The following is a 21,502-nucleotide window of genomic DNA, read 5'->3' on the forward strand; positions in this document are numbered from 1 at the left end:
TGAACAAATGAAGCAGGCGATGGATGAAGTCGTTACCCGTGCTCGCGAGCAATTTCTCGCAGTACAAGAAGGGACGCAGTCCATTCGGGATGTGGTACAGCGCTCTTCTTCGAGCGTGCAGTTGCTCGACAGCAAGATGACTCAGATCGGCAACATCACCGGCCTGATTAGCGACATCACCAACCAGACTAATCTGCTGGCACTCAATGCGGCCATTGAAGCCGCACGCGCGGGTGAACATGGGCGAGGCTTTGCGGTGGTTGCCGACGAGGTACGCAGTCTCGCCTCACGCACATCACGTGCTGCGGACGATATCAGGCAGATGGTCGAAGGCTTGCAGAGCGAAACGCAAAAAGCTGTCAGCTTCATGGAGGAGGGCGTCAAGGACGTCGATAACAGCCTGCGCCTGGCCGAAGATGCCTCCTCAGAAAACGTGCAGTTACATCAAGCCGTGGAAAGTATGTTTGCGATCATTCAGCAACTCAATAAGCGCAGTCTTGACTACGGTAAGACGATCAAGCAAGTCGATCAATCCTCCGCAGAGATGCGCCAGACGGTGGTGGTGCTGCAAAGCAGTTCGGAAACGGTGAGGCTCAATGCCAACAAGCTGCAAAAACTAGTGGGCCAGTTTGAGGTGAGTAGCAACAACGAACGAGTTGTGGCGGCTTAAATCTGCGCGAAGGGGACATGTCACGCTCAGTTGCGGCGTTTAACCGTCTCGACAGTCCGTTTCGAACGGTTTGGTGACGATACGAAAACGTTCCGTACTTGAGGCGTGGGCATTCCCTGCCGAGCTGGTTGTCGTTCACAAACACGTGCAATCTCTTTTAGCCACTTGCGCCTGGATGCTAGGCAACCCGTCACTTGCAATGACTTGCGCATGATGCGTTCGCTGATCCGCCAAGGAGTGGGTATCGGCATGTTGTCCTGGCTACACAGTTGTGCAGCCAGACTCACACCGCTGATCCGTCAATAACCTCATCTGTGGCCGCGAGAAAGACCTTAACGGCATCGGAACAAAGCATCTCCTGAGGTCGATGATTGCCGAGGAACCCGCTGCTAGAGGCAAACCAAAATGCGATTCCCCATCCATCTTTTTTCGATCTCAATACATCGAGTATCACCTTCAGATCAGGTACCGGCCCGTGCCCAGCAGCGTCCTGGAAGGCATACTTTGGAAACAATGAGCAGCCGGCGTGCTCAATTGAAAAAATCTGTCCCTCAGCTTCCCATTCATCCAGAGTCGTAGGGGGCAGGCCAAGTCGCTGAGCAGTTTGGTCCAGAGAGAGAAAGTCACCACTATCGAGGATGGCTTTCTTCGCGAGCTCGAGCATTTGCTGCTCCCGAAAGGCGGTATCCCGATGCGCAGCCATAGTAGGATCCCTTGAGCAAAAAAACACGATCCGCCATTGGACATAGGGCAGTCAACACCAGATGCATGCGTGTACGGAAAAGGTGATTCCRGGAACGGCTCTGACTGGCATCGTGTGCAGTAATTGGCCGGAAAAAACGAAAACCATCCATATTTTTTCTTAAGATCAGGATTGTTGCTGTAACGGCTACAGCCGGTGTACTGCGGGGGCTAAGGAGAATTTAACATTCAAAAGTGAGTTACTAATTCTCCGGAAACCCCTCTGTAATTAACCGGAAATTCGTTAGCAGGGTTGCGGGCAGCAAGAATTGCTAGCCTCATTTTCCGGTGAACTAGAGATTTTCTGGAGGGCTGCTGGATAAAGAATTTTATTTACTCTTTAAAATCAGCGAGATAGTCGATTATCCGACATTCCATTTAATTAACGACGCTGACAGGCCTGTGGAGAAGTTCCGCCCTGATACATCATTTAACATAATATACATTATGCGAAGCGTCCYATACGGGCCTGAGGGCTCTGGGTGATCAGATTTGAAGCCAGGCGCTGCCTCACTACAATGTCATCAACCACGAGGCATCGACTATGACCACTAAAACGAAAAGCCATGTTAAAGCTGAAGCCCGAGCCAAGCTTGCACGTCTGCAAAAGTCGCCTAGGTACCAGAGCTTTTTCACCGTTGCTGCTATCGATGCTTTTGCAAAGGTTGAGACATCGGCCTTCGCTGGAACGTCCTGCAAAGACTCTGTACACGAAATTCCGGTCCCTTAGGACACGGAAAAACAACCTGACGGCACAATACACTGACGCCAGTTCGTTCGTAGGATTCCATTATGCGAACCTACGGATAAAAGCCTGGAGGCCATGAGACACGACTTTCGATGTGCTAAAGCCCCCGAAAACGCTCAAATCTAGCTTCGATCAATCACGATACGCTTCTGGATCAAGAGATCGAGGTTTCATACCCAGCAAGTCGATGGTTCTTTTGGTAAGCACGACATCATCAAAGCCATTGAAACCTTCCCCTGAGTGCCGGATGTAACCCTCATGTTCGAGCCATCGGACACATGCCATGAAGTGCTTTTCTTCGGAGCTTAAGTCAATCATAGGGCCTTCCCCCCAATTCCCATCTGCTGCTGATTTGCTCACGACCGAATATCCAGCTGAATCCGCCTGAATATATAGAGGTTCCGGAAAGGACTTTCGAAGGTGCTCAAATATGCTGACCACAGCGGTATCAAAGTTTTCGACTTGCTGATTTACCATTAAATATTCCTCAATTGATGATATGCATCCCTGCTGCATTAAAAGAGCGTCGGGGATTGACATATTCTAGCACATATGATTTTCACTACTTTTGATGAGCAATTCGAAGGGAAATACAATGTGGCTGGTTATAACTAAACTAAATGACTATTTAGTTGAGCTATAACGACTTTCAGTAACTACTATTCAACACGCTATCTTTCATTGGTATGGCTGACTGACCAGGTTTATCCAGGACGATGGCCACGCTCTGTTTAGCGCGAGTCACCGCCACGTAGAACGCCGCTGCAGGCCCGGGATCCAGCGCAACGCCTTTTTGCAGAAATATTGTAATGGGGGCCGTAGCGATGATAAGTGTCCGTTCATACGTAGTTCCCTTCGCGACCTTGAAATTGGTGTAATCCAGGTCGAACTCTTTGCCCGAATTTGCACTTACTCGAAGGCACTGAGGGTTGTAGCGCGCCACGTACTCAGCCACGTGCTTCTTTGCGACTAAAAACATCCCATCATGCTCGGTAACTACTTCATTGAGTGACTCGGTCGGAGGGAATCCCCACGCCGGGTCGAAAATAGTGTCTGAGAACGCTGCAATATCGGGGCTACACCGCCATGTGGTGGTGCGGAATTGAAGGTCAAGAATGCCCTTCTTTTGCCTTGTCATGAACCAAGAGATCGCTTGGCTATAGGCATATTGCTTGTTTTTTTGCCCCGGGGATTGGTGGACAAGACTGATTGCCTGATGTCCCCGACCATTCGAATGTCAATGCAAGCCGCGAATAGCCTATCGAGGATTTCCCAGTCCCATCCGCTGAGATCCTGCACCTCATCCACCAAGATTTCGTCGTAAAGGCTTTCAAGACGATACAGTAGCGCTCCCCTACTCTGCTCCATCAAGTCATGCGCTAGATGGCCCAGTAACCGTGAATCCGGTTTTGCCCATGCCGGGCGCTCCCAGTAAAAGATGAGCCGATCAAGAGGGGCTATTCTCATTGCAAAACGAACCGAGCAGCGAAGGAGGCGTCATCATACTAGATGGTCAGGTCGCTACCCCGCTCCTCGACTGAGCGTTTTCCAGCGTTCAACCAAACGCCCCCTTCCCTTTTTTGATCCGCACACACACATGACAACGGCGAGTTGAAGTTTTTTCATGCCCTGTAAAAGGTTGCCCGGCTCGCGTCCCGGTCGTAGCACAGACTTGGGTGTATCCAGCGTTTGCTGCTGGCCAGCGCCTCAGCGAGCCTTTGGCGCCGCTTTGCCGGGCCGCCGCGGGCGTTCCGTACCGGAATAACTGTTGCTCGTCGCCAGCTGTTCGCTCAACGTCTCGGCACGGGCCTGCGCCGCCGCAACCTGTTCGCGTTTACCTATTATCGGTCGAGCGCTACGGGGGTCATAGGAGTCAAAGGTTCATTCGAAAGTGTGCCATCCAACAAACGCTAATTTCTTTCAATTGCCGCTCCCACACACATCAGTGTCCTCACTCTCTAACCCCGCAACATAGAAATATCTCGCTTGGGTTACGCTCTGGTCGGTGCTGGATGCTCAAACATTGTCCCTGTGCTCTTTACTGCTGTTGGCCGCCAGCAACGTATGCCACAGGCGGTAGCCATCCCCGCTGTCATCTCGATGGGCTACGCGGGGATTCTGATAGGTCCCGTATTTATCGGAGCGGTCGCCCATTTGAGCACCTTGTCATTCGCTCTTGGCTGCGTAAGTGTTCTGCTGGTTTTTGTCAGTGCGACAGCTCGATTACTTCGAAACTAACCGGATCTTTTCAGACGCGATTTCAGCATTGGCCATTGCGAATCGAGCTCAATCGTTCAGAAAGCGGGGAAACATCACGATGGATGTATCACTGAATTATCAAAGGGACCTGCCAGGTATGTTCAAGAGGTGAAAGGTCATGCAGTTGTACCCACAGATGTCGGAACAAGAACTCCTGATACAGGTTCAGATACTGCTTCATCGGCCCCCCTCAGTCGGATGTTTCTTCACCAATGCGCTTCCTTGATTGGTTTTAAACTGCTGCTTGCCGGCAGTTCGTCAGAGCGCCTTTAGCGCACGTTCGACGCTGATAGCAAGCGGCGTGGTTGGCCTCCCGATAAGTTCAGCCAAGGCGCGCTCGTTGCCATAGAGAGCCCCCAGGGAGGCGCTGACGTCATAGGAAGCCAATGCTGCGGCAAGCCCCTTCGGCAAGCCAACACCTTCGAGCGCGGCGGCGTAGTCGGCTTCCGGGAGGTTACGGTAAGGGATGTTCTTGCCGGTCTGCTTCGAGATTTCCGCCGCCAGATCAGCCAGCGTCCAAGAGGTATCGCCAACCAGTTCGTAGGTAGTGTTTTCATGGCCGTCAGCAGTCAACACCACTGCGGCGGCTTCGGCCAGATCCTCGCGTGTCGCTGACGAAATCCGGCCTTCGCCTGCACTACCAAACAGCGCGCCATTAGCCAGCGCCACACCAGCGAAACCTGTGTAGTTTTCTGTGTACCAACCATTGCGCAACAGCGTGTAGGAAAGTCCGGACGCCTTGAGGGTAGCCTCGGTTGAGCGGTGCTCGTCGGCAAGTGCCAGCACGGACGAGTCAGCGTGCAACACGCTGGTATAGACAATGCGCTTGATGCCGGCCCTCTTCGCCGCCGCAATAACGTTGGCGTGCTGCGCGGCGCGCTGACCGATTTCGCTGGAGGAGATCAACAGCAAGGTTTCCACTCCGGACAACGCCGCATCCAGCGTCTCGGTCTTGGAATAGTCGAACGCTCTTGCCGCAACGCCGAGCGCTTTTGCCTGTTCCGGCTTGCGCACCAGGGCAACAATGCTGCTCGTGGCGGTTCGCTGCTTGAGATTCTCGATGACGATGCGGCCCAGTTGGCCGGTGGCTCCAGTAACGGCAATGCTCATGAGGTCACTCCTTGGTGAACGGAAGAGTTGAAGAAATAGCCATGAGCGAATATAGGATTTAAAATTACTTTTAGTAAGTACGCACAAAAAGGTAAGTGTATGAGTGCAAGCGTTCCTTCAAGATCATCAGAAAAGCCGTCAGCCGTCCCTGTGTCCGAGCGGTTGAGGCGTGGCGACGTGCTGACTCCACAATGCCCATCGCGTGAAATCCTGAACCACCTGACTAGCCGCTGGGGGGTACTGGTGCTGATTGCTCTGCTGCCTGGCACGCTGCGGTTCAGCCAGCTACGACGCAAGATCGGCGGCGTCAGCGAACGAATGCTGGCGCAGACGCTTCAGTTGCTGGAAAGCGATGGAATGGTGGAGCGTCACGCCTATGACATCGTGCCGCCACACGTGGAATACACGCTGACGCCTATGGGTAGGGAAGCGGCCGTAAGGGTGCGAGAACTGGCCGACTGGGTGGAGACGCACTATGCAGCCGTGCTGCGTCAACAAGAGGCTTTAGCCGTGGAGAGAGGCCGGTAGGCCAGGCGGCGCAAACAAGTCACGAACCAGCACAAGAGGCCCATCGCTTGTTGGCGCTAATACGATTTTGACCCAAACCGCCGGAAATCATTGACCCATTCGAATACTCAGCAATCGATGACCTTGCGTGGGATTTCAGAGGCTGCACATGGGTCAGCTAAAATCAGTAACCTGGGTCAAAATCGCATCAGCCCCAACAATATGAAGACTCTCACGGCCAACAACATGCCATGCAATATCTAGTCATGGGATCTGAGTGTTCGGGCGGTTGAATACTGTGCGGCCGATGGAAGATCGAAGCGCTATCCCTTTTTCGTTAGCGAACTCAAAAATCGCTATCCTTCTTGGATGAACCTACGATTTTTTCATCGGCTGCCAATAGTTTTGGAATGGCACCTTTGAGAAATTCGACCCACGTCTTTGTTTTCGCATCCACGAATTTTCGTGATGGGTATATGGCAAATAAACTTAACTCTTCAAAATGATATTCTGGCAGCACGCGCACGAGTGTCCCCGTCCTGAGGCCATCGACTGCAGAAGCCATCGGCTGAATACCGATACCCATCCCACTTTTTATCGCGACGGTCATCCCGTCAGCGGTATTTATGTGAAAGGGTGACAGTGGGACGTTGACTGTCTCCACGCCTTCAGGCCCTGTAAGCGCCCAATTTTCAACTGGCATTACCGCATTCATGATTCTCAAGCAATCATGTTCGAGGAGAGCCTTTGGCTGATCGGGGTGACCGCGTTTTTTCAGGTAGGCTGGCGAAGCACAGAGGATGCTGTAAGTGCTGCCGAGCCGCTGAGCTACAAATCCTGAATCAGGTAAATCCCGGGCTAAAACAATCGACATGTCATAGCCTTCTTCCAGCAAATCAGGCAGTCGATTGGTAAGTGTCAAATCAAACATGACCGATGGATGAGTTTCTCTGTACTTGGCAACGGCATCGATCACGTAGTGGTTACCAATAGCCGACATCGCGTGAATTTTCAACCTGCCTGTGGGCAGGGTATGAGCAGTACCCGCCTCTTCTTCTGCTTCACGTACATTGTCAAGAATTTTTTCACATCGTTGTAAATAGAGCATGCCGGCACCGGTCAACGCCAGGCGTCGAGTCGTCCGATTAAGCAGACGTGTCTGGAGCTTGGCCTCCAGACTGGAAACTGCTCTGGAAACGTTCGTTGTGGTGGTTTCCAATATCTGAGCCGCTGCCGTAAAGCTGCCGCTTTGAGCTACAACAACGAAAAAGCGCATGGCCTGAAAAACGTCCATCGTCACCTCAGAAAGAAATAAAAAACTATAAAATTTGGACTGTATTCAAGCCGGCTTATCTAAAAGGAAGCTACGGATGTCCTCATCTCCACACCCAGATTCTCGACCGTCCGATCTTGGATTGGCTTAGTGGATTTCCTCCCCCCTGGTTCATCCGCGTCTTGGATGCTCAGTTACTAAAAGGCGCGCTCCATACCGTTCCATATCCCATCCCTCGATGATGTAGAGGTCGCTCCCTAGCGGTGCGRGCACCTGCAACTTCAAGAAAGAAACGTATGTTTTCCCAATTCACTCGACTTTTCGCTGTGCATTTTTGCATGTCAATCAGGCGTTTCTGTCAATTCTTATTGCAAAAAAGCCACCCTATACTCGCGATCAAGCTGGTCTACCAGCATCGTTTCCTAGCCAGTAAGCCACTACAAAAACAATATAGGGCTAACAGCATGAGCGCATGGGTTAACGTCGGCGTATACGCCGAACACAAGCAGTTGTGCCGCTACGCAATAACCGCAACCCTCACTGTGCACCGCTGGCTCGTGCCACTGCTCGTAACGCATTGGTACGACATCGACTTCCCACATCGCCCTCCCATCCCCGGACGTTCATTCGACCGGCAATGAGTCCTGCAACCCGCATTCAGGTGACGCCCCGCACGGGCGTCGCCCGAGTACTCGTCTGCCTCTGAAAAGGCGGAAACAACAACAAAAATTACACTCGGAGCCTCACTATGACGACTGACCATCCGAACCACGTCCATACCTGCGCACAGGTCAGGGCCAATCCCAAGTTCAAGCACCTCACCCGCCAGCGCGCGCATCTGGCCTGGTCACTGAGCTGCGTGGTTCTGGCTATTTATTATAGTTTCATCATGGTGGTGGCTTTTGTCCCTGCCTGGCTGCACCTGCCGCTGTACGACGGCAGCCACCTCAGTCTCGGCATGCCAATCGGCGTGACGATCATCCTGTTGTCCTGGCTACTCACCGCCTGGTACGTGCACAGAGCCAACACCCACTTCGACGTGCTCAGCTCGCAGATCCTCCAGGAGTCCCGCGCATGAAACGCCTGCCCGCCCTTCTCGCCCTTTGCCCTCTGCTGGCCAATGCCGACACCATCACCGCAGAGAAGCAACCACTCAACGTGCATGCCATCGGCATGTTCTTCGTCTTCGTCCTTGCCACGTTGCTGATCACTTGGTGGGCGTCCCGCCGCACACGTTCCGCTGCCGATTTCTACAGCGCCGGTGGCGGTATCACCGGCTTCCAGAATGGCCTGGCAATCGCCGGTGACTATATGTCGGCAGCAACTCTGTTGGGCCTGTCGAGCATGGTATTCGCCAAGGGTTATGACGGCTTCGTCTATATCATTGGCTTCTTTGTCGGCTGGCCTATCGTCACCTTCCTGATGGCCGAGCGCTTGCGCAACCTGGGGCGCTACACCTTCGCCGACATCGTATCCTACCGCCTCGATCAAACCCGCGTACGCAGCTTTGCCGCCCTCGGATCGCTGACTGTGGTGTGCTGCTATCTGGTGGTGCAAATGGTCGGCGCCGGTCAACTGATCAAACTATTGTTCGGTCTCGACTACCGCACGGCGGTGGTGGTAGTCGGCGTGTTGATGTTGGTCTACGTGATCTTCGGCGGCATGCTCGCCACCACTTGGGTACAGATAACCAAGGCGGTCCTGCTCCTGGCGGGCGGCACTACCCTGGTGCTGATGGCCATGAGTCGCTTCGACTTCAGCTTCGAGACGCTGGCCGCCCAGGCTGTAGCCGTGCATGCCAGTGGCGTGCAGATCATGGGCCCGGGCACCTTGCTGGCCGACCCGATCAACGCGGTGTCGTTATCCCTTGGACTGGTCTTCGGCATCGCCGGCCTGCCTCACATTCTGATGCGTTTCTTCACGGTACCCAATGCCAAGGAGGCGCGTAAATCTGTGCTGTTCGCCACGGTGTTCATCGGTTTCTTCTTCCTGGTGGTCTGCGTCCTGGGCTATACCGCCATCGTCATCGTCGGCACGGATCCTCAGTACTACGTCGATGGCAAGCTCGGCGGCGCCATGATTGGCGGCGGTAATATGGTGGCCATGCACCTGGCGAAGGCGGTGGGCGGCAACCTGTTTCTCGGTTTCCTCTCCGCCGTGGCTTTCGCCACCATTCTCGCCGTCGTGTCCGGTCTGGCCCTGGCCGGTGCCTCGGCCATCTCCCATGACCTTTATGCTTCGGTATTGAAGAAGGGCCGCGCCGACGAGAAAGAAGAAATGCGCGTGTCGCGCATTGCCACCGTCTGCCTGGGCATCGTTGCCATTTCCCTTGGCATTCTGTTCGAGGGCCAGAACATCGCCTTCCTGGTCGGCCTGACGTTCGGCATCGCCGCCTCGGCGAATTTCCCGGTACTGATCATGTCCATGTACTGGGGCGGCCTGACCACCCGCGGCGCCCTCTATGGCGGCCTGACCGGTCTGATCAGCGCACTGGCCCTTGTGGTCTGCTCACCGTCGGTTTGGGTTGGTGTACTGGGACATGCCCAGGCGCTATTCCCTTACGACCAACCGGCGCTGTTCTCAATGCCCCTGGCCTTCCTGGTCATAGTGGTCGCTTCCAGGCTTGACCGCAGCGAGCGCGCCGACCGCGAGCGCGCCGCCTATGCCGACCAGTTCGTCCGTGCCCAGACCGGCCTTGGAGCTTCCATGGCCAGCAGTCACTGACGCTGCTTTTTCCGGGGCTGATGCCCTAGCGCGAGTCCGCTCCTTTGCTTCGCGCTTTTTTACGCCCGACCTGCGCYGCTCGGCGCAGGACACCCAAAAAGCGCCCCTCCCTCGCCAACTCCAAATGGCGCGGGAGCGGCTCGTCGACAACAAAAACAACAAAAGGCATCCAATGAAACCTACCACCCTTACCCTGTTCCTGGCCGGCAGCGGCCTCGCAGCACAAGCCCACGCCGACTTCTTCGCAGACAGCACAGCCAACCTTGAGTTACGCAACTTCTATTTCAACCGTGACTATCGCCAGGACAACGCCGCCCAATCCAAACAAGAGGAATGGGCCCAGGGTTTCCTGCTGCGCTATGAATCGGGATTCACCGAAGGTTTGATCGGTGTCGGCTTCGATGCCATCGGCCTGGTCGGCGTCAAGCTCGATTCCAGCCCTGATCGCGCAGGCTCCGGCCTGCTCAAACGTCACCGCGACACGAGCAAAGGTGCACAGGACGAGTACGGCGAACTGGGCCTGACCGCCAAAATGCGTGCCTCGAAAAGCACGCTGAAACTCGGCACGCTGTTGCCGAAACTGCCGACGGTATTGGCCAACGATTCACGGCTGTTGCCACAAACCTTCAAGGGCGGTCAGTTGACGTCGCTGGAACTCGAAGGCCTGACCGTGGATGCCGGGCGACTGACGCAGGTCAATCAGCGCGACTCCTCGGACTACGAGGACATGGGCATCACCCGAACCGGCGCCAAGGGCATTACCACACGTCATCTCGATAGCGACAGCTTCGATTTCGCCAGCCTGAACTACAAATGGACCAGCAACCTCGCCACCGGCTACAGCTACGGTCACCTCGACAATTTCTATAGCCAGCACCTGGTCAACCTGACCTACGTGTTGCCCGTGACGACGGGCCAGTCACTGAAGACGGATCTGCGCTTTGCCCGTTCAACGGATGATGGCGGCAGCAATATTGATAACAATGCGATTGGCGCGATGTTCACCTATAACCTCGGCGGGCATGCGTTGGGCCTGGGTTACCAAGGCATGAGCGGCGACACCGGCTACGCCTACGTCAACGGCACCGATGCGTTCCTGGTGAACTTCGTGCAGATCGGTGACTTCGCCAGCAAGGACGAAAAATCCTGGCAGGCGCGTTACGACTACAACTTTGCGGCCATTGGCATTCCGGGGCTGACCTTCATGACCCGCTATCTCACCGGTGACAACATCGATCTGGGCGGCAACCGCCCGGAAGGCAAGGAATGGGAACGTGATACCGACATTGGTTATGTCGTGCAGAGCGGGCCGCTGAAGAATGTCGGCGTGAAGTGGCGCAATGCAACGGTGCGCTCGACCAACTTCGGCAGCGACCTGGATGAAAACCGCCTGATCATCAGCTACACCCTGAAGCTCTGGTAAATACGCACGCGAGCCGAATGCTACTCCCAGCGCCTGGCGGTGTGAGTGGCATTCGCCTTGCGCTTCTGCCTCGTCACGGGCCAAACAGACCCATGCATTTTTGCACAACACACCGGCTTTTTTAGGCATTCATATTTGTTTTATGCATACCTATACTCGATTCAAATCTGGTCGTGAACCAGGTCAGTCCCGACAAAAATAAACAAGGGAATCCACCGTGAAACCATTCTTGCTGGCCGTCTCTCCATCATCAGGTCTGCGCACCTATCCCGTACGCCCCGCGGCGCGCAGCGATGCCACTCTCGCCGCGTGACTGCTTCGTACTTGCTACCCGCGCCGATCGACACCTTGATTGATGGAGAGAACAATGAATACCAACAGCCAACCCTTCCTCGCCGCTCGCGACTTCCTGCTTTCCCACCGTACCGATTACGCCACAGCGGTGCGTGACTTCCGCTGGCCGCAACTGAGCGAGTTCAATTGGGCGCTGGATTACTTCGATGCCATGGCGCAGGGCAATCACGCCAACGCCTTGTGGATAGTCGAAGAAGCCGGCAGCGAACAGCGCTACAGCTTCCAGCAATTGGCCTCGCGCTCCAACCAGGTGGCTAACCACTTGCGTGCCCTCGGCGTGCGCCGCGGCGAACGCATCCTGCTGATGCTCGGCAACGACGTCGCCCTGTGGGAAACCATGCTGGCTGCCTTCAAAATCGGCGCCGTGGTCATTCCCGCTACCGCTCTGTTGACCCCGGATGATCTGCGCGACCGCATCGAGCGCGGCCAGGTTCGCCACCTCGTGGTCGGCAATGCCCATGTCGACAAGTTCGTCGGCCTGGGTGAAGGCTGCAGCCGCATATGCGTCGGTCCGGGCCCCGCCGACTGGACCCCGCACAGCGCAGCCAGCGAATATTCCGAGCAGTTCGAAGTCGAGGGCCTCACCCTGGCCACTGACCCGATGCTGCTGTACTTCACCTCCGGCACCACCTCCAAACCGAAGATGGTGCTGCACAGCCACCAGAGCTACCCGGTCGGCCACCTGTCGACCATGTACTGGATCGGCCTGCAGCCGGGTGACCTGCACTTGAACATCTCATCACCGGGTTGGGCCAAGCATGCGTGGAGCTGCCTCTTCGCACCGTGGAACGCCGGCGCCTGCATCTTCATCCACAATGTCGCGCGCTTCAGCGCCACGGCTCTGCTCGGCGCGCTTGAGCGCTACGGCGTCACCAGCCTGTGCGCCCCACCCACCGTCTGGCGCATGCTGATCCAGGAAGACCTGGCCAGTTACAAGGAGCGCTTGAAACTGCGTGAACTGGTGGGCGCCGGTGAACCGCTGAACCCGGAGATCATCGAGCAGATCCTGCATGCCTGGGACTTGCCGCTGCGTGACGGCTTCGGTCAGTCGGAAACCACCGCCCTGGTCGGCAATACACCCGGCCAACTGCTCAAACCCGGCTCCATGGGCCGTCCGCTGCCGGGCTACCGAGTGACCATGCTTGACCCCGATGGCGTACCCGGCAATGAGGGTGAAGTAGCCCTGCCGCTGGATGTGCGACCACTCGGTCTGATGTTGTGCTACGAGGACAGCCCGGAAAAAACCGCCGAAGTGATGCGCGACGGTTACTACCGCACCGGTGATACCGCGCAGATCGACGAGGATGGCTATGTCACCTTTGTCGGCCGCGCCGACGATGTGTTCAAAGCCTCCGATTACCGCATCAGTCCCTTCGAGCTGGAAAGCGCGCTGATTGAGCACCCTGCGGTGATGGAAGTGGCCGTGGTGCCAAGCCCGGACCCGCTGCGCCTGGCCGTGCCCAAGGCGTTCCTGATCCTGGCCCATGACGAACCCGGCAGTGCCGAACTGGCCGGCAGCATCCTCGCTTTCGCCCGCGAGCACCTGGCGCCCTACAAGCGGGTGCGACGTATCGAATTCGTCAGCGAACTGCCCAAGACCATCTCCGGCAAGATCCGCCGGGTAGAACTGCGGCAAATGGAAGTGCAGCGCCGCCAGAGCGATGCACGCGGCGCGCAAGAGTACTTCGAAGAAGACTTCCCACAGCTCAAGGGCTGAACCCGGGCCGGTACGCCGGCCCTCCTGAATTCAAACACGACCGCTCGGCCAACCAGGCCGAGGGGCCTCACTCGACTCAAAGAAAGTAGACAGGACCCGAAAATGACCTCCTCCAGCATTCCTAGCGTCAAGCTTCTCATCAACGGCGAATTCGTCGAATCGCGTAGCACTCAGTGGCGCGACGTGGTCAACCCGGCCACCCAGGATGTCCTGGCCCGCGTGCCCTTCGCCACCGCAGAGGAAATGGACGCCGCCGTGGCCAGCGCCAAGGAAGCCTTCAAGACATGGCGCAAGACTCCGATCGGCGCCCGCTCCCGGATCTTCTTCAAATACCAGCAACTGATCCGCGAGAACATCAAGGAACTGGCCGCCCTGCTCACCGCTGAACAGGGCAAAACCCTGCCGGATGCCGAAGGTGATGTGTTCCGCGGCCTGGAGGTGGTCGAGCACGCCGCCTCCATCGGCAATCTGCAGATGGGTGAGTTGGCCAACAACGTCGCCAATGGTGTCGACACCTACACCTTGATGCAGCCGCTGGGCGTGTGCGCCGGCATCACCCCGTTCAACTTCCCGGCGATGATCCCGCTGTGGATGTTCCCGATGGCCATCGCCACCGGCAACACCTTCATCCTCAAGCCGTCCGAGCAAGACCCGCTGGTGACCATGCGCCTGGTCGAACTGGCGCTGGAGGCCGGTGTACCGAAGGGAGTGCTCAACGTCATCCACGGTGGCGTCGACGCGGTGAACCTGATCTGCGACCACCCGGACATCAAGGCCGTGTCCTTCGTCGGTTCGACCAAGGTCGGCACACACGTCTACAACCGCGCTACCCAGAATGGCAAACGTGCACAGTGCATGATGGGTGCGAAGAATCATGCCATCGTCCTGCCCGATGCCAACAAACAACAGACCCTGAACAACCTGCTGGGTGCTTCCTTTGGCGCTGCGGGCCAGCGCTGCATGGCTCTGCCAGTGGTGATCCTGGTGGGTGAAGCGCAGGCCTGGTTGCCGGACCTGATCGAGCGAACCAAGACCCTCAAGATCAATGGCGGCACCGAGCCGGGCACCGACATCGGCCCGGTGATCTCCTGCGCGGCTCTGGATCGCGTCAACAGCCTGATCGCCAGCGGCATTGCAGAAGGCGCCACGCTCGAACTGGATGGACGTAACCCAAGCGTGCCTGGCTATGAGGACGGCAACTTCGTCGGCCCGACCATCTTCTCCGGCGTCACTGCACAAATGTCCGTGTACCGCGAAGAAATCTTCGGCCCGGTGCTGTGCGTCATGCATGCCGCCAGCCTGAGCGAGGCGATCGAGATCATCAACGCCAATCCGAATGGCAACGGCACTGCTTTGTTCACCCGTTCCGGCGCTGCCGCGCGTCACTTCCAGGAAGAGATCGACGTCGGCCAGGTGGGCATCAACGTGCCGATCCCGGTGCCGGTCCCGCTGTTTTCCTTCTCTGGTTCCCGTGCCTCCAAACTGGGCGACTTGGGTCCCTACGGCAAGCAGGTGGTGACCTTCTACACCCAGACCAAGACGGTCACCCAGCGCTGGTTCGATGAAGACGACACCAGCGGTGCGGTAAACACCACCATCACCCTGAAATGACCTTTGCTGGCCGGCGCCAAGCGCCGGCCAGTCAGGAGCTGAAAGATGGAATACCAAACTTTACTGGTCGATGTGCAACAGCGCGTGGGCCTGATCACCCTCAACCGGCCACAGGCGCTCAACGCGCTGAACAGCCAATTGATCGCCGAACTGAACCAGGCCCTTGATCGCCTGGAGGCCGACCCTGAAATCGGCTGCCTGGTCATCACCGGATCCACCAAGGCCTTTGCCGCGGGTGCTGACATCAAAGAGATGGCCGCGCTGAGTTATCCGCAGATCTATCTGGACGATTTCTTCGCGACCGCCGACCGCATCGGCGCCCGGCGCAAGCCAATGATTGCCGCAGTGGCTGGCTACGCGTTGGGTGGCGGTTGCGAGTTGGCGCTGATGTGCGACTTCATCTATGCCGCCGATAACGCCCGCTTCGGCCTGCCGGAGCTGAACCTGGGTGTGATCCCCGGGATCGGTGGCACCCAGCGCCTGAGCCGCGCCGTAGGCAAGTCCAAGGCCATGGAGATGTGCCTGACTGGTCGCCAACTCGGCGCCGAGGAAGCTGAGCGCGCCAATCTGGTGGCCCGTGTTTTCCCCGTCGCAGAGTTGCTGGAACGAACCCTGGAAGTCGCCCGCGGCATTGCCGGCAAGTCGCTGCCAGCAGCCATGATGATCAAGGAATGCGTCAATCGCGCCGAAGAGATCAGCCTCACTGAAGGCGTACGGTTCGAGCGCCGGCTGTTCCATTCGCTGTTTGCCAGCCACGACCAAAAGGAAGGCATGCAAGCCTTCGTCGACAAGCGCGTGCCGAATTTCCTGCACCGCTGAATCCAACTCGCAAAAGGTAGCCATCATGCATATCGGATTTCTCGGCCTCGGCAACATGGGCGGCCCAATGGCCCGCAACCTGCTCAAGGCTGGCCACAGCCTGACCGTTTTCGATCCCTTCCCGCAGGCGGTCGCCACCCTGGTGGAGGCCGGCGCCAGCGCCGCCGACTCCCCCGCCGCCGTGGCCAAGGCCGGGGTTGAGGTGATCATCACCATGCTGCCGACCGCCGAGCACGTGAAGCAGGTCTATCGGGGCAAGGATGGCCTGCTGGCCAATATCGGCCCAGGCGTGTTGCTGATCGACAGTTCGACCATCGACCCACTGAGCACCCGCGAGGTGGCCAAATATGCCCTTGCCCAAGGCAACCCGATACTCGACGCGCCGGTATCCGGCGGCACCGGCGGCGCGGCGGCAGGCACCCTGACCTTTATGGTCGGCGGCCCGGTCAGTGTGTTCGACCAGGCCCTGCCGATCCTCTCGGCCATGGGCAAGAACATCGTGCACTGCGGCGCAGCAGGCAACGGCCAGGTGGCCAAGATCGCCAACAACATGCTGCTCGGCATCTCCATGGTCGGTGTCGCCGAAGCCATGGCCCTGGGTGTAGCCCTGGGCATGGACGCCAAGGTCCTGGCCGGGGTGATCAATACCTCTACCGGTCGCTGCTGGAGCTCGGAAATCAACAACCCGTTCCCAGGCGTGCTGGAAAACGCTCCAGCCTCGCGTGGTTACAGTGGCGGCTTTGGTACCGACCTGATGCTCAAGGACCTCGGCCTGGCCACCGAAGCAGCCAGGCATGCGCGTCAACCGGTGGCGCTCGGTGCTGTAGCCCAGCAGCTGTACCAGACCTTCAGCCTGCAAGGTAACGGTGGCCTGGACTTCTCCGCCATCATCAAACTGTTCCGCGGAGAAGCCTGAGCATGAGCGAGCAGCAAGCCCCAGTGCTGGCCAGCGTGCGTAACCGCGTCGGCCACCTGACACTGAATCGGCCAAATGCGTTGAACACCCTGGACCTGCCCACGGTGCGCCTGCTCTGCCGGCACTTATGGGCTTGGGAGCAGGACCCGGAGATTGTCGCCGTGACCCTGCGCGGTGCTGGCGAAAAGGCCTTCTGCGCCGGTGGCGATATCCGCATGCTGTACGACAGTCACAAGGCCGGCGACAACCAGCATGAGCTGTTTCTCGAAGAAGAGTACGCCCTGGATGAGTACCTGCACGGCTACACCAAGCCAGTGCTGGCACTGCTCGATGGTTTCGTCCTCGGCGGCGGCATGGGCCTGGCCCAGGCCGCCTCGTTACGGGTGATCACCGAGCGCACGCGGATGGGCATGCCGGAAGTCGGCATCGGTTTTTTCCCTGATGTCGGTGGTAGCTATTTCCTGCCGCGTTTGCCAGGTGAACTAGGCACCTATCTGGGCATCACCGGCTGCCAGGTGCGTGCCGCCGATGCCCTCTATGCGAACCTTGCCGACTACTACCTGCCCAGCGAACGACTGGCCGAACTGGATGCCAGAATCGACCATTTAATCTGGACCGCTGCACCCGCCGAAGACTTGCAGGACCTACTCTCCGACATGGCCACCGAGCGTCTGGCCGGGTCCGGGCTCAAGGCCTGTCGCCAGGCAATCGACGAATATTTCGCCTTGCCCGATGTCCCGGCCATTCGCGCCGCGCTGCAGGGCGAACATCGCCCTGAGCTGCAAGACTGGGCCGAGCAGACGGTTAAGCTGCTCGACAGCCGCTCGCCGCTGGCGATGGCTGCGACGCTTGAGTTGTTGCGTCGTGGTCGTTACCTGAGCCTGGCCGAGTGCTTCGCCCTGGAGTTGCACCTCGACTATCAGTGGTTCGACAAGGGCGACCTGATGGAGGGCGTGCGCGCCCTGATCATCGACAAGGACAAGCGCCCTTGCTGGAACCCACCAACCTTGGCAGAGCTGGTTCCTGCCCGGGTGCAAGCCTTTTTCAACGACTTTGAACGCGCCTCCGGCAAGCCCGTACGCACCGCCTGATCGGCAGGAGACTTTACAATGCACGATATCGAATTGACCGAAGAACAACGCATGATCCGCGACATGGCGCGCGACTTCGCCCGCAGCGAAGTCGCGCCGCATGCCCAGGCCTGGGAGAAAGCCGGCTGGATCGATGACGCGGTGGTGACGCAGATGGGCGAACTGGGCCTGCTGGGCATGGTCGTACCGGACACCTGGGGCGGCAGCTATACCGACTATGTGGCCTACGCCCTGGCCGTTGAAGAAATCTCGGCCGGTGACGGTGCCCTCGGCGCGCTGATGAGCATCCACAATTCGGTGGGCTGCGGCCCCCTGCTGAAATACGGCACCCCCGCGCAACAGGACAGCTGGCTGCCGCTGCTGGTCAGTGGTCAAGCGATCGGCTGCTTCTGCCTGACCGAGCCACAGGCCGGCTCCGAAGCGCACAACCTGCGTACCCGTGCCGAACTGCGCGACGGCCAATGGGTACTCAATGGCGCCAAGCAGTTCGTCAGCAACGGCAAGCGCGCCAGACTGGCCATCGTCTTCGCCGTCACCGATGCGGAACTGGGCAAAAAGGGGCTATCGGCCTTCCTGGTACCCACCGACAACCCCGGGTTCGTGGTCGACCGCAGCGAGCACAAGATGGGCATCAAGGCCTCAGATACCTGCGCGGTGACCCTGAACGACTGCACCATCCCCGAGGCCAACCTGCTGGGTGAACGCGGCAAGGGCCTGGCCATTGCCCTGTCGAACCTGGAAGGCGGCCGCATCGGCATCGCCGCCCAGGCCCTGGGAATCGCCCGCGCCGCCTTCGAAGCCGCCCTGGGCTATGCCCGCGAACGCATCCAGTTCGGCAAGCCGATCATCGAACACCAGAGCGTGTCCAACCTGCTCGCCGACATGCACACCCGGCTCAACGCCAGCCGCCTGATGGTCCTGCATGCCGCGCGCCTGAAAAGCGCCGGACAACCGTGCCTGTCCGAAGCCTCCCAGGCCAAGCTGTTCGCCTCGGAAATGGCCGAACGCGTGTGCTCCAGCGCCATTCAGATCCATGGCGGCTACGGATATCTGGAGGATTACCCGGTGGAGCGTTACTACCGCGACGCGCGTATCACTCAGATCTACGAAGGCTCCAGCGAGGTCCAGCGCCTGGTGATCGCCCGCGAACTGAGTCACTACGCGATCTGACCCCCTCCAGCCGGGCGCGCCTGCCGCGTCCGGACTTCACTGTATTCCCTCTCGCGGAGTTGCCGATGTTCGGCTTGCGCAATATTCCCATCAGCCGCCGTCTGTGGCTGATCTTGCTGGCATCCATCCTGATGCTGATAGTGCTCGCCGGCCTGATGCTCAAGCAGAGCCATGACGACCTGTATGCAGCCAAGGCACTAAAAACCCGCCACGTGGTCGAGACCGCCAGCGGCATCCTGCGCCACTTCCAAAGCCTGGAAGGCCAGAGCCTGAGTCGTGAGCAGGCGCAGCAACAGGCCATCGCAGTGATGCGCGATTTGCGCTACGAGCACGAGGATTACTTCTGGCTCGAAGATCTCGACACACGCATGGTCATGCACCCTAATGCCAAACTCGAGGGTAAGCGCATGGCTGGTACACGCGATCCTGACGGCAAGGCGTTGTTCGACGAAATGGTCGCCGTGGCCAAACGCGATGGCGCGGGGCTGGTGCACTACCGCTGGCCCAAACCGGGAACCGATGCGCCAGTGGAGAAGGTGTCCTACGTCGAATTGTTCAAGCCTTGGGGTTGGATTGTCGGCTCAGGCATTTACATCGACGACGTGCAAGTTGAGTTCCGCCGCCAATTGATACAGGCCTTTGTCATACTATTGACGATCGCCCTGCTGCTCAGCGCGCTGATCCTGGTGATTGCCCGCAGCATCGCCTCGCCGCTGGCGCAGGTGGTCGATGCCATGGAGAACATCGCCGGTGGCGAAGCCGACTTGACCCGCAATCTGGATAACCGCTGGCGCGACGAGCTGACCGCTCTGAGCGGCCACTTCAACGCGTTCACCAGCAAACTGCGCGCGGTGATCGGCCAGTCTATGCAGACAGCCAGTAGCCTGGACAAGGCCTCGCAAGCATTCGGCGAGATTGCCAGCGCCAGCCAGCGCCACAACCAGCAGCAGTCACAGCAAATGGAACTGGTGGCCGCCGCCATTCACGAGGTGTCCTACGCCGTGCAGGAAGTAGCAAAGAACGCCGAACACGCCGCCAACGAAGTACGCCAGGCCGATGAACAGGCACGCCAGGGCCAGCACAACATCGATAGCAGCCTGCGCCAAATCAACCAGTTGTCCGAGACCATCGGCCAGGCCGTCGCTGTGATCCAGAGCCTGGCCCAGGAAAGCACCCAGATCGGCAGTGTGCTGGAAGTGATTCGTGCGATCGCCGAACAGACCAACCTGCTGGCGCTGAACGCCGCCATTGAGGCGGCGCGCGCTGGCGAGCAGGGTCGCGGCTTCGCCGTGGTGGCAGACGAGGTACGCCTGCTGGCTCAGCGCACCCAGCAGTCCACCGCGCAGATCCAAGGCATGATCGAGCGCCTGCAGGGCAATTCGGAGGCGGCGGTGAATGTCATCAATGCCAGCAGCGAAGCTGCTCAACAAACCGTGGAACAGGCACGCCAAACCGGTGAAAGCCTGCACCAGATCATCAGCGCGCTACGCAACCTCACCGATTTGAACGCCTCGATCGCCAGTGCCACTCTGGAGCAGTCCCATGTGGTCGAGGACATCAACCAGAATGTCACCCGCGCAGCTTCGCTGGCCTACGAGAATGCCCAGGCAGCAGACCGGTCCAACGAGGCCAGCCAGCATTTGGGCGAAATGGCGGGCCAGCTCAATCGGCTATTGGGGCAGTTTCGCGTATGAGGTGGATGAGCAACGATGGAGGCCTGATTTCATGACCCACGCCCAGCCCGTCATGTCGCGTTGCGCCAAATCGAATGCCTTGTTGCCGGTGGCCATCGACTCGCGCTATCTGGAAACCCGCCAGAAAGCGCTCGAGTTGTTCGCCAAGTGTGGCTTCAGCCGGGTAAGCATGCGTGACCTGGCCACCTATTTGGGGATCAAGGCTGGCTCCATTTACAACCACATCGAAAGCAAGGAGGCACTGCTGTTCGAACTGATCGAGGAACTCTACGAACAGTTGCTTCATGGCGCCAGCCTGGTGACTCGTCGCAAATCCGCCCCCGCTGTACGACTGCAAGGCCTGCTTGAGGCGCACCTGCTGCTACACGAGCGAATGGGGGCGCATTTCCGTCTGGCGGAATACGACCTCCATTGCCTGACCAGCGAACAGCATGCCTCGATTCTGGGCCTGCGCCGACGCTACGAGGAGCACCTGGTGGAAACGATAGAGCAACTCACCGGCAAACCGGCCAACGCCACCCGACGCGCCACCTTGAGCGGCATCGTTTCCCTGCTAAACCAACTGCCGGCCTGGGTTTTGGAGCCCCAGGCAAGCAAAGGAGCACACCGCAAGTTGCTGCATGACATGGTGATGAGTGCTCTTCAGGGTGCGTTGCGGGCAACTTAGACGCGTAG

19 protein-coding genes and 3 pseudogenes are annotated in these 21,502 nt (G+C 58.2%); 16 read left to right on the forward strand and 6 right to left on the reverse strand.

What is annotated here, in order from left to right:
* Positions 1-19 precede the first annotated feature (19 nt).
* Entirely contained in the window at positions 20-670 is a 651-nt protein-coding gene (locus AB4Z35_RS16625; RefSeq protein ID WP_442098216.1) for a methyl-accepting chemotaxis protein, read from the forward strand.
* A gap of 283 nt (positions 671-953) precedes the next feature.
* On the opposite strand, the gene AB4Z35_RS16630 is transcribed toward AB4Z35_RS16625, so the two are convergent.
* The 4 genes from AB4Z35_RS16630 to AB4Z35_RS16645 form a co-directional block, all read right to left on the reverse strand.
* Positions 954-1,373: a hypothetical protein gene (locus AB4Z35_RS16630; RefSeq protein ID WP_442098164.1), complete on the reverse strand. Its 420-nt coding sequence runs from the start codon at positions 1,371-1,373 to the stop codon at positions 954-956.
* A 918-nt stretch (positions 1,374-2,291) separates the two neighbouring features.
* Positions 2,292-2,699, reverse strand: a complete 408-nt coding sequence (locus AB4Z35_RS16635; protein ID WP_442098165.1) for a hypothetical protein — start codon at positions 2,697-2,699, stop codon at positions 2,292-2,294.
* Between the two features lie 109 nt (positions 2,700-2,808).
* A complete protein-coding gene (locus tag AB4Z35_RS16640) occupies positions 2,809-3,297 on the reverse strand; it encodes a hypothetical protein (RefSeq protein ID WP_442098167.1) in 489 nt (162 codons plus the stop codon).
* Positions 3,294-3,626, reverse strand: a complete 333-nt coding sequence (locus tag AB4Z35_RS16645) for a UvrD-helicase domain-containing protein (RefSeq protein WP_442098168.1) — start codon at positions 3,624-3,626, stop codon at positions 3,294-3,296. Before AB4Z35_RS16645 ends, AB4Z35_RS16640 begins: the two co-directional genes overlap by 4 nt.
* Before the next feature lie 507 nt (positions 3,627-4,133).
* Between AB4Z35_RS16645 and AB4Z35_RS16650 the strand changes: the two are divergent.
* Positions 4,134-4,397: pseudogene (locus tag AB4Z35_RS16650) on the forward strand (MFS transporter); the annotation flags it as partial.
* Positions 4,398-4,676: 279 nt separating this feature from the next.
* On the opposite strand, the gene AB4Z35_RS16655 reads toward AB4Z35_RS16650, so the two are convergent.
* Positions 4,677-5,528, reverse strand: coding sequence for an SDR family oxidoreductase (locus AB4Z35_RS16655; protein ID WP_442098170.1), 852 nt, complete (start codon positions 5,526-5,528; stop codon positions 4,677-4,679).
* 99 nt (positions 5,529-5,627) lie between these two features.
* On the opposite strand from AB4Z35_RS16655, the gene AB4Z35_RS16660 reads away from it, so the two are divergent.
* Both AB4Z35_RS16660 and AB4Z35_RS16665 read left to right on the forward strand, forming a co-directional pair.
* Entirely contained in the window at positions 5,628-6,056 is a 429-nt protein-coding gene (locus tag AB4Z35_RS16660; protein ID WP_442098171.1) for a winged helix-turn-helix transcriptional regulator, read from the forward strand.
* Positions 6,057-6,259: 203 nt separating this feature from the next.
* Positions 6,260-6,328, forward strand: a pseudogene (locus AB4Z35_RS16665) (DUF2790 domain-containing protein); the annotation flags it as partial.
* A 53-nt stretch (positions 6,329-6,381) separates the two neighbouring features.
* Here AB4Z35_RS16665 and AB4Z35_RS16670 read toward each other — a convergent pair.
* Positions 6,382-7,329, reverse strand: a complete 948-nt coding sequence (locus tag AB4Z35_RS16670) for a LysR family transcriptional regulator (protein ID WP_442098173.1) — start codon at positions 7,327-7,329, stop codon at positions 6,382-6,384.
* A gap of 727 nt (positions 7,330-8,056) precedes the next feature.
* Here AB4Z35_RS16670 and AB4Z35_RS16675 point away from each other — a divergent pair.
* The 12 genes and pseudogenes from AB4Z35_RS16675 to AB4Z35_RS16730 all read left to right on the forward strand — a co-directional run bounded on the left by AB4Z35_RS16675 (position 8,057) and on the right by AB4Z35_RS16730 (position 21,494).
* Positions 8,057-8,386 (forward strand): DUF485 domain-containing protein, encoded by a 330-nt coding sequence (locus AB4Z35_RS16675; RefSeq protein ID WP_442098174.1) that lies wholly within the window; start codon positions 8,057-8,059, stop codon positions 8,384-8,386.
* Positions 8,383-10,032 carry a cation acetate symporter gene (locus tag AB4Z35_RS16680; RefSeq protein WP_442098175.1) on the forward strand — a complete coding sequence of 550 codons (1,650 nt, stop codon included), beginning with the start codon at positions 8,383-8,385 and terminating at the stop codon, positions 10,030-10,032. Before AB4Z35_RS16675 ends, AB4Z35_RS16680 begins: the two co-directional genes overlap by 4 nt.
* Positions 10,033-10,204: 172 nt before the next feature.
* The gene (locus tag AB4Z35_RS16685; protein WP_442098176.1) at positions 10,205-11,455 is read left to right on the forward strand and encodes an OprD family porin; all 1,251 of its coding nucleotides are present in this window, start codon (positions 10,205-10,207) and stop codon (positions 11,453-11,455) included.
* Between the two features lie 367 nt (positions 11,456-11,822).
* Positions 11,823-13,526 carry an AMP-binding protein gene (locus tag AB4Z35_RS16690; RefSeq protein ID WP_442098178.1) on the forward strand — a complete coding sequence of 568 codons (1,704 nt, stop codon included), beginning with the start codon at positions 11,823-11,825 and terminating at the stop codon, positions 13,524-13,526.
* A gap of 102 nt (positions 13,527-13,628) precedes the next feature.
* The gene (locus AB4Z35_RS16695) at positions 13,629-15,137 is read left to right on the forward strand and encodes a CoA-acylating methylmalonate-semialdehyde dehydrogenase (RefSeq protein WP_442098179.1); all 1,509 of its coding nucleotides are present in this window, start codon (positions 13,629-13,631) and stop codon (positions 15,135-15,137) included.
* Between the two features lie 45 nt (positions 15,138-15,182).
* The gene (locus tag AB4Z35_RS16700) at positions 15,183-15,956 is read left to right on the forward strand and encodes an enoyl-CoA hydratase (RefSeq protein ID WP_442098180.1); all 774 of its coding nucleotides are present in this window, start codon (positions 15,183-15,185) and stop codon (positions 15,954-15,956) included.
* A gap of 25 nt (positions 15,957-15,981) precedes the next feature.
* Complete coding sequence (gene mmsB / locus AB4Z35_RS16705) at positions 15,982-16,872, forward strand: 3-hydroxyisobutyrate dehydrogenase (RefSeq protein WP_442098181.1); 891 nt, start codon at positions 15,982-15,984, stop codon at positions 16,870-16,872.
* A gap of 2 nt (positions 16,873-16,874) precedes the next feature.
* Positions 16,875-17,963: an enoyl-CoA hydratase/isomerase family protein gene (locus AB4Z35_RS16710; protein WP_442098182.1), complete on the forward strand. Its 1,089-nt coding sequence runs from the start codon at positions 16,875-16,877 to the stop codon at positions 17,961-17,963.
* An 18-nt stretch (positions 17,964-17,981) separates the two neighbouring features.
* Positions 17,982-19,133, forward strand: a complete 1,152-nt coding sequence (locus AB4Z35_RS16715; protein ID WP_442098183.1) for an acyl-CoA dehydrogenase family protein — start codon at positions 17,982-17,984, stop codon at positions 19,131-19,133.
* Between the two features lie 155 nt (positions 19,134-19,288).
* A pseudogene (locus AB4Z35_RS16720) lies at positions 19,289-19,969 on the forward strand (cache domain-containing protein); the annotation flags it as partial.
* A gap of 123 nt (positions 19,970-20,092) precedes the next feature.
* Entirely contained in the window at positions 20,093-20,827 is a 735-nt protein-coding gene (locus AB4Z35_RS16725; protein WP_442098218.1) for a methyl-accepting chemotaxis protein, read from the forward strand.
* Between the two features lie 31 nt (positions 20,828-20,858).
* Positions 20,859-21,494 (forward strand): TetR/AcrR family transcriptional regulator, encoded by a 636-nt coding sequence (locus tag AB4Z35_RS16730; RefSeq protein WP_442098184.1) that lies wholly within the window; start codon positions 20,859-20,861, stop codon positions 21,492-21,494.
* The last annotated feature ends 8 nt before the right edge of the window (positions 21,495-21,502 follow it).

Source organism: Pseudomonas sp. KB_15, from assembly GCF_052114525.1.
Classification (GTDB): domain Bacteria; phylum Pseudomonadota; class Gammaproteobacteria; order Pseudomonadales; family Pseudomonadaceae; genus Aquipseudomonas.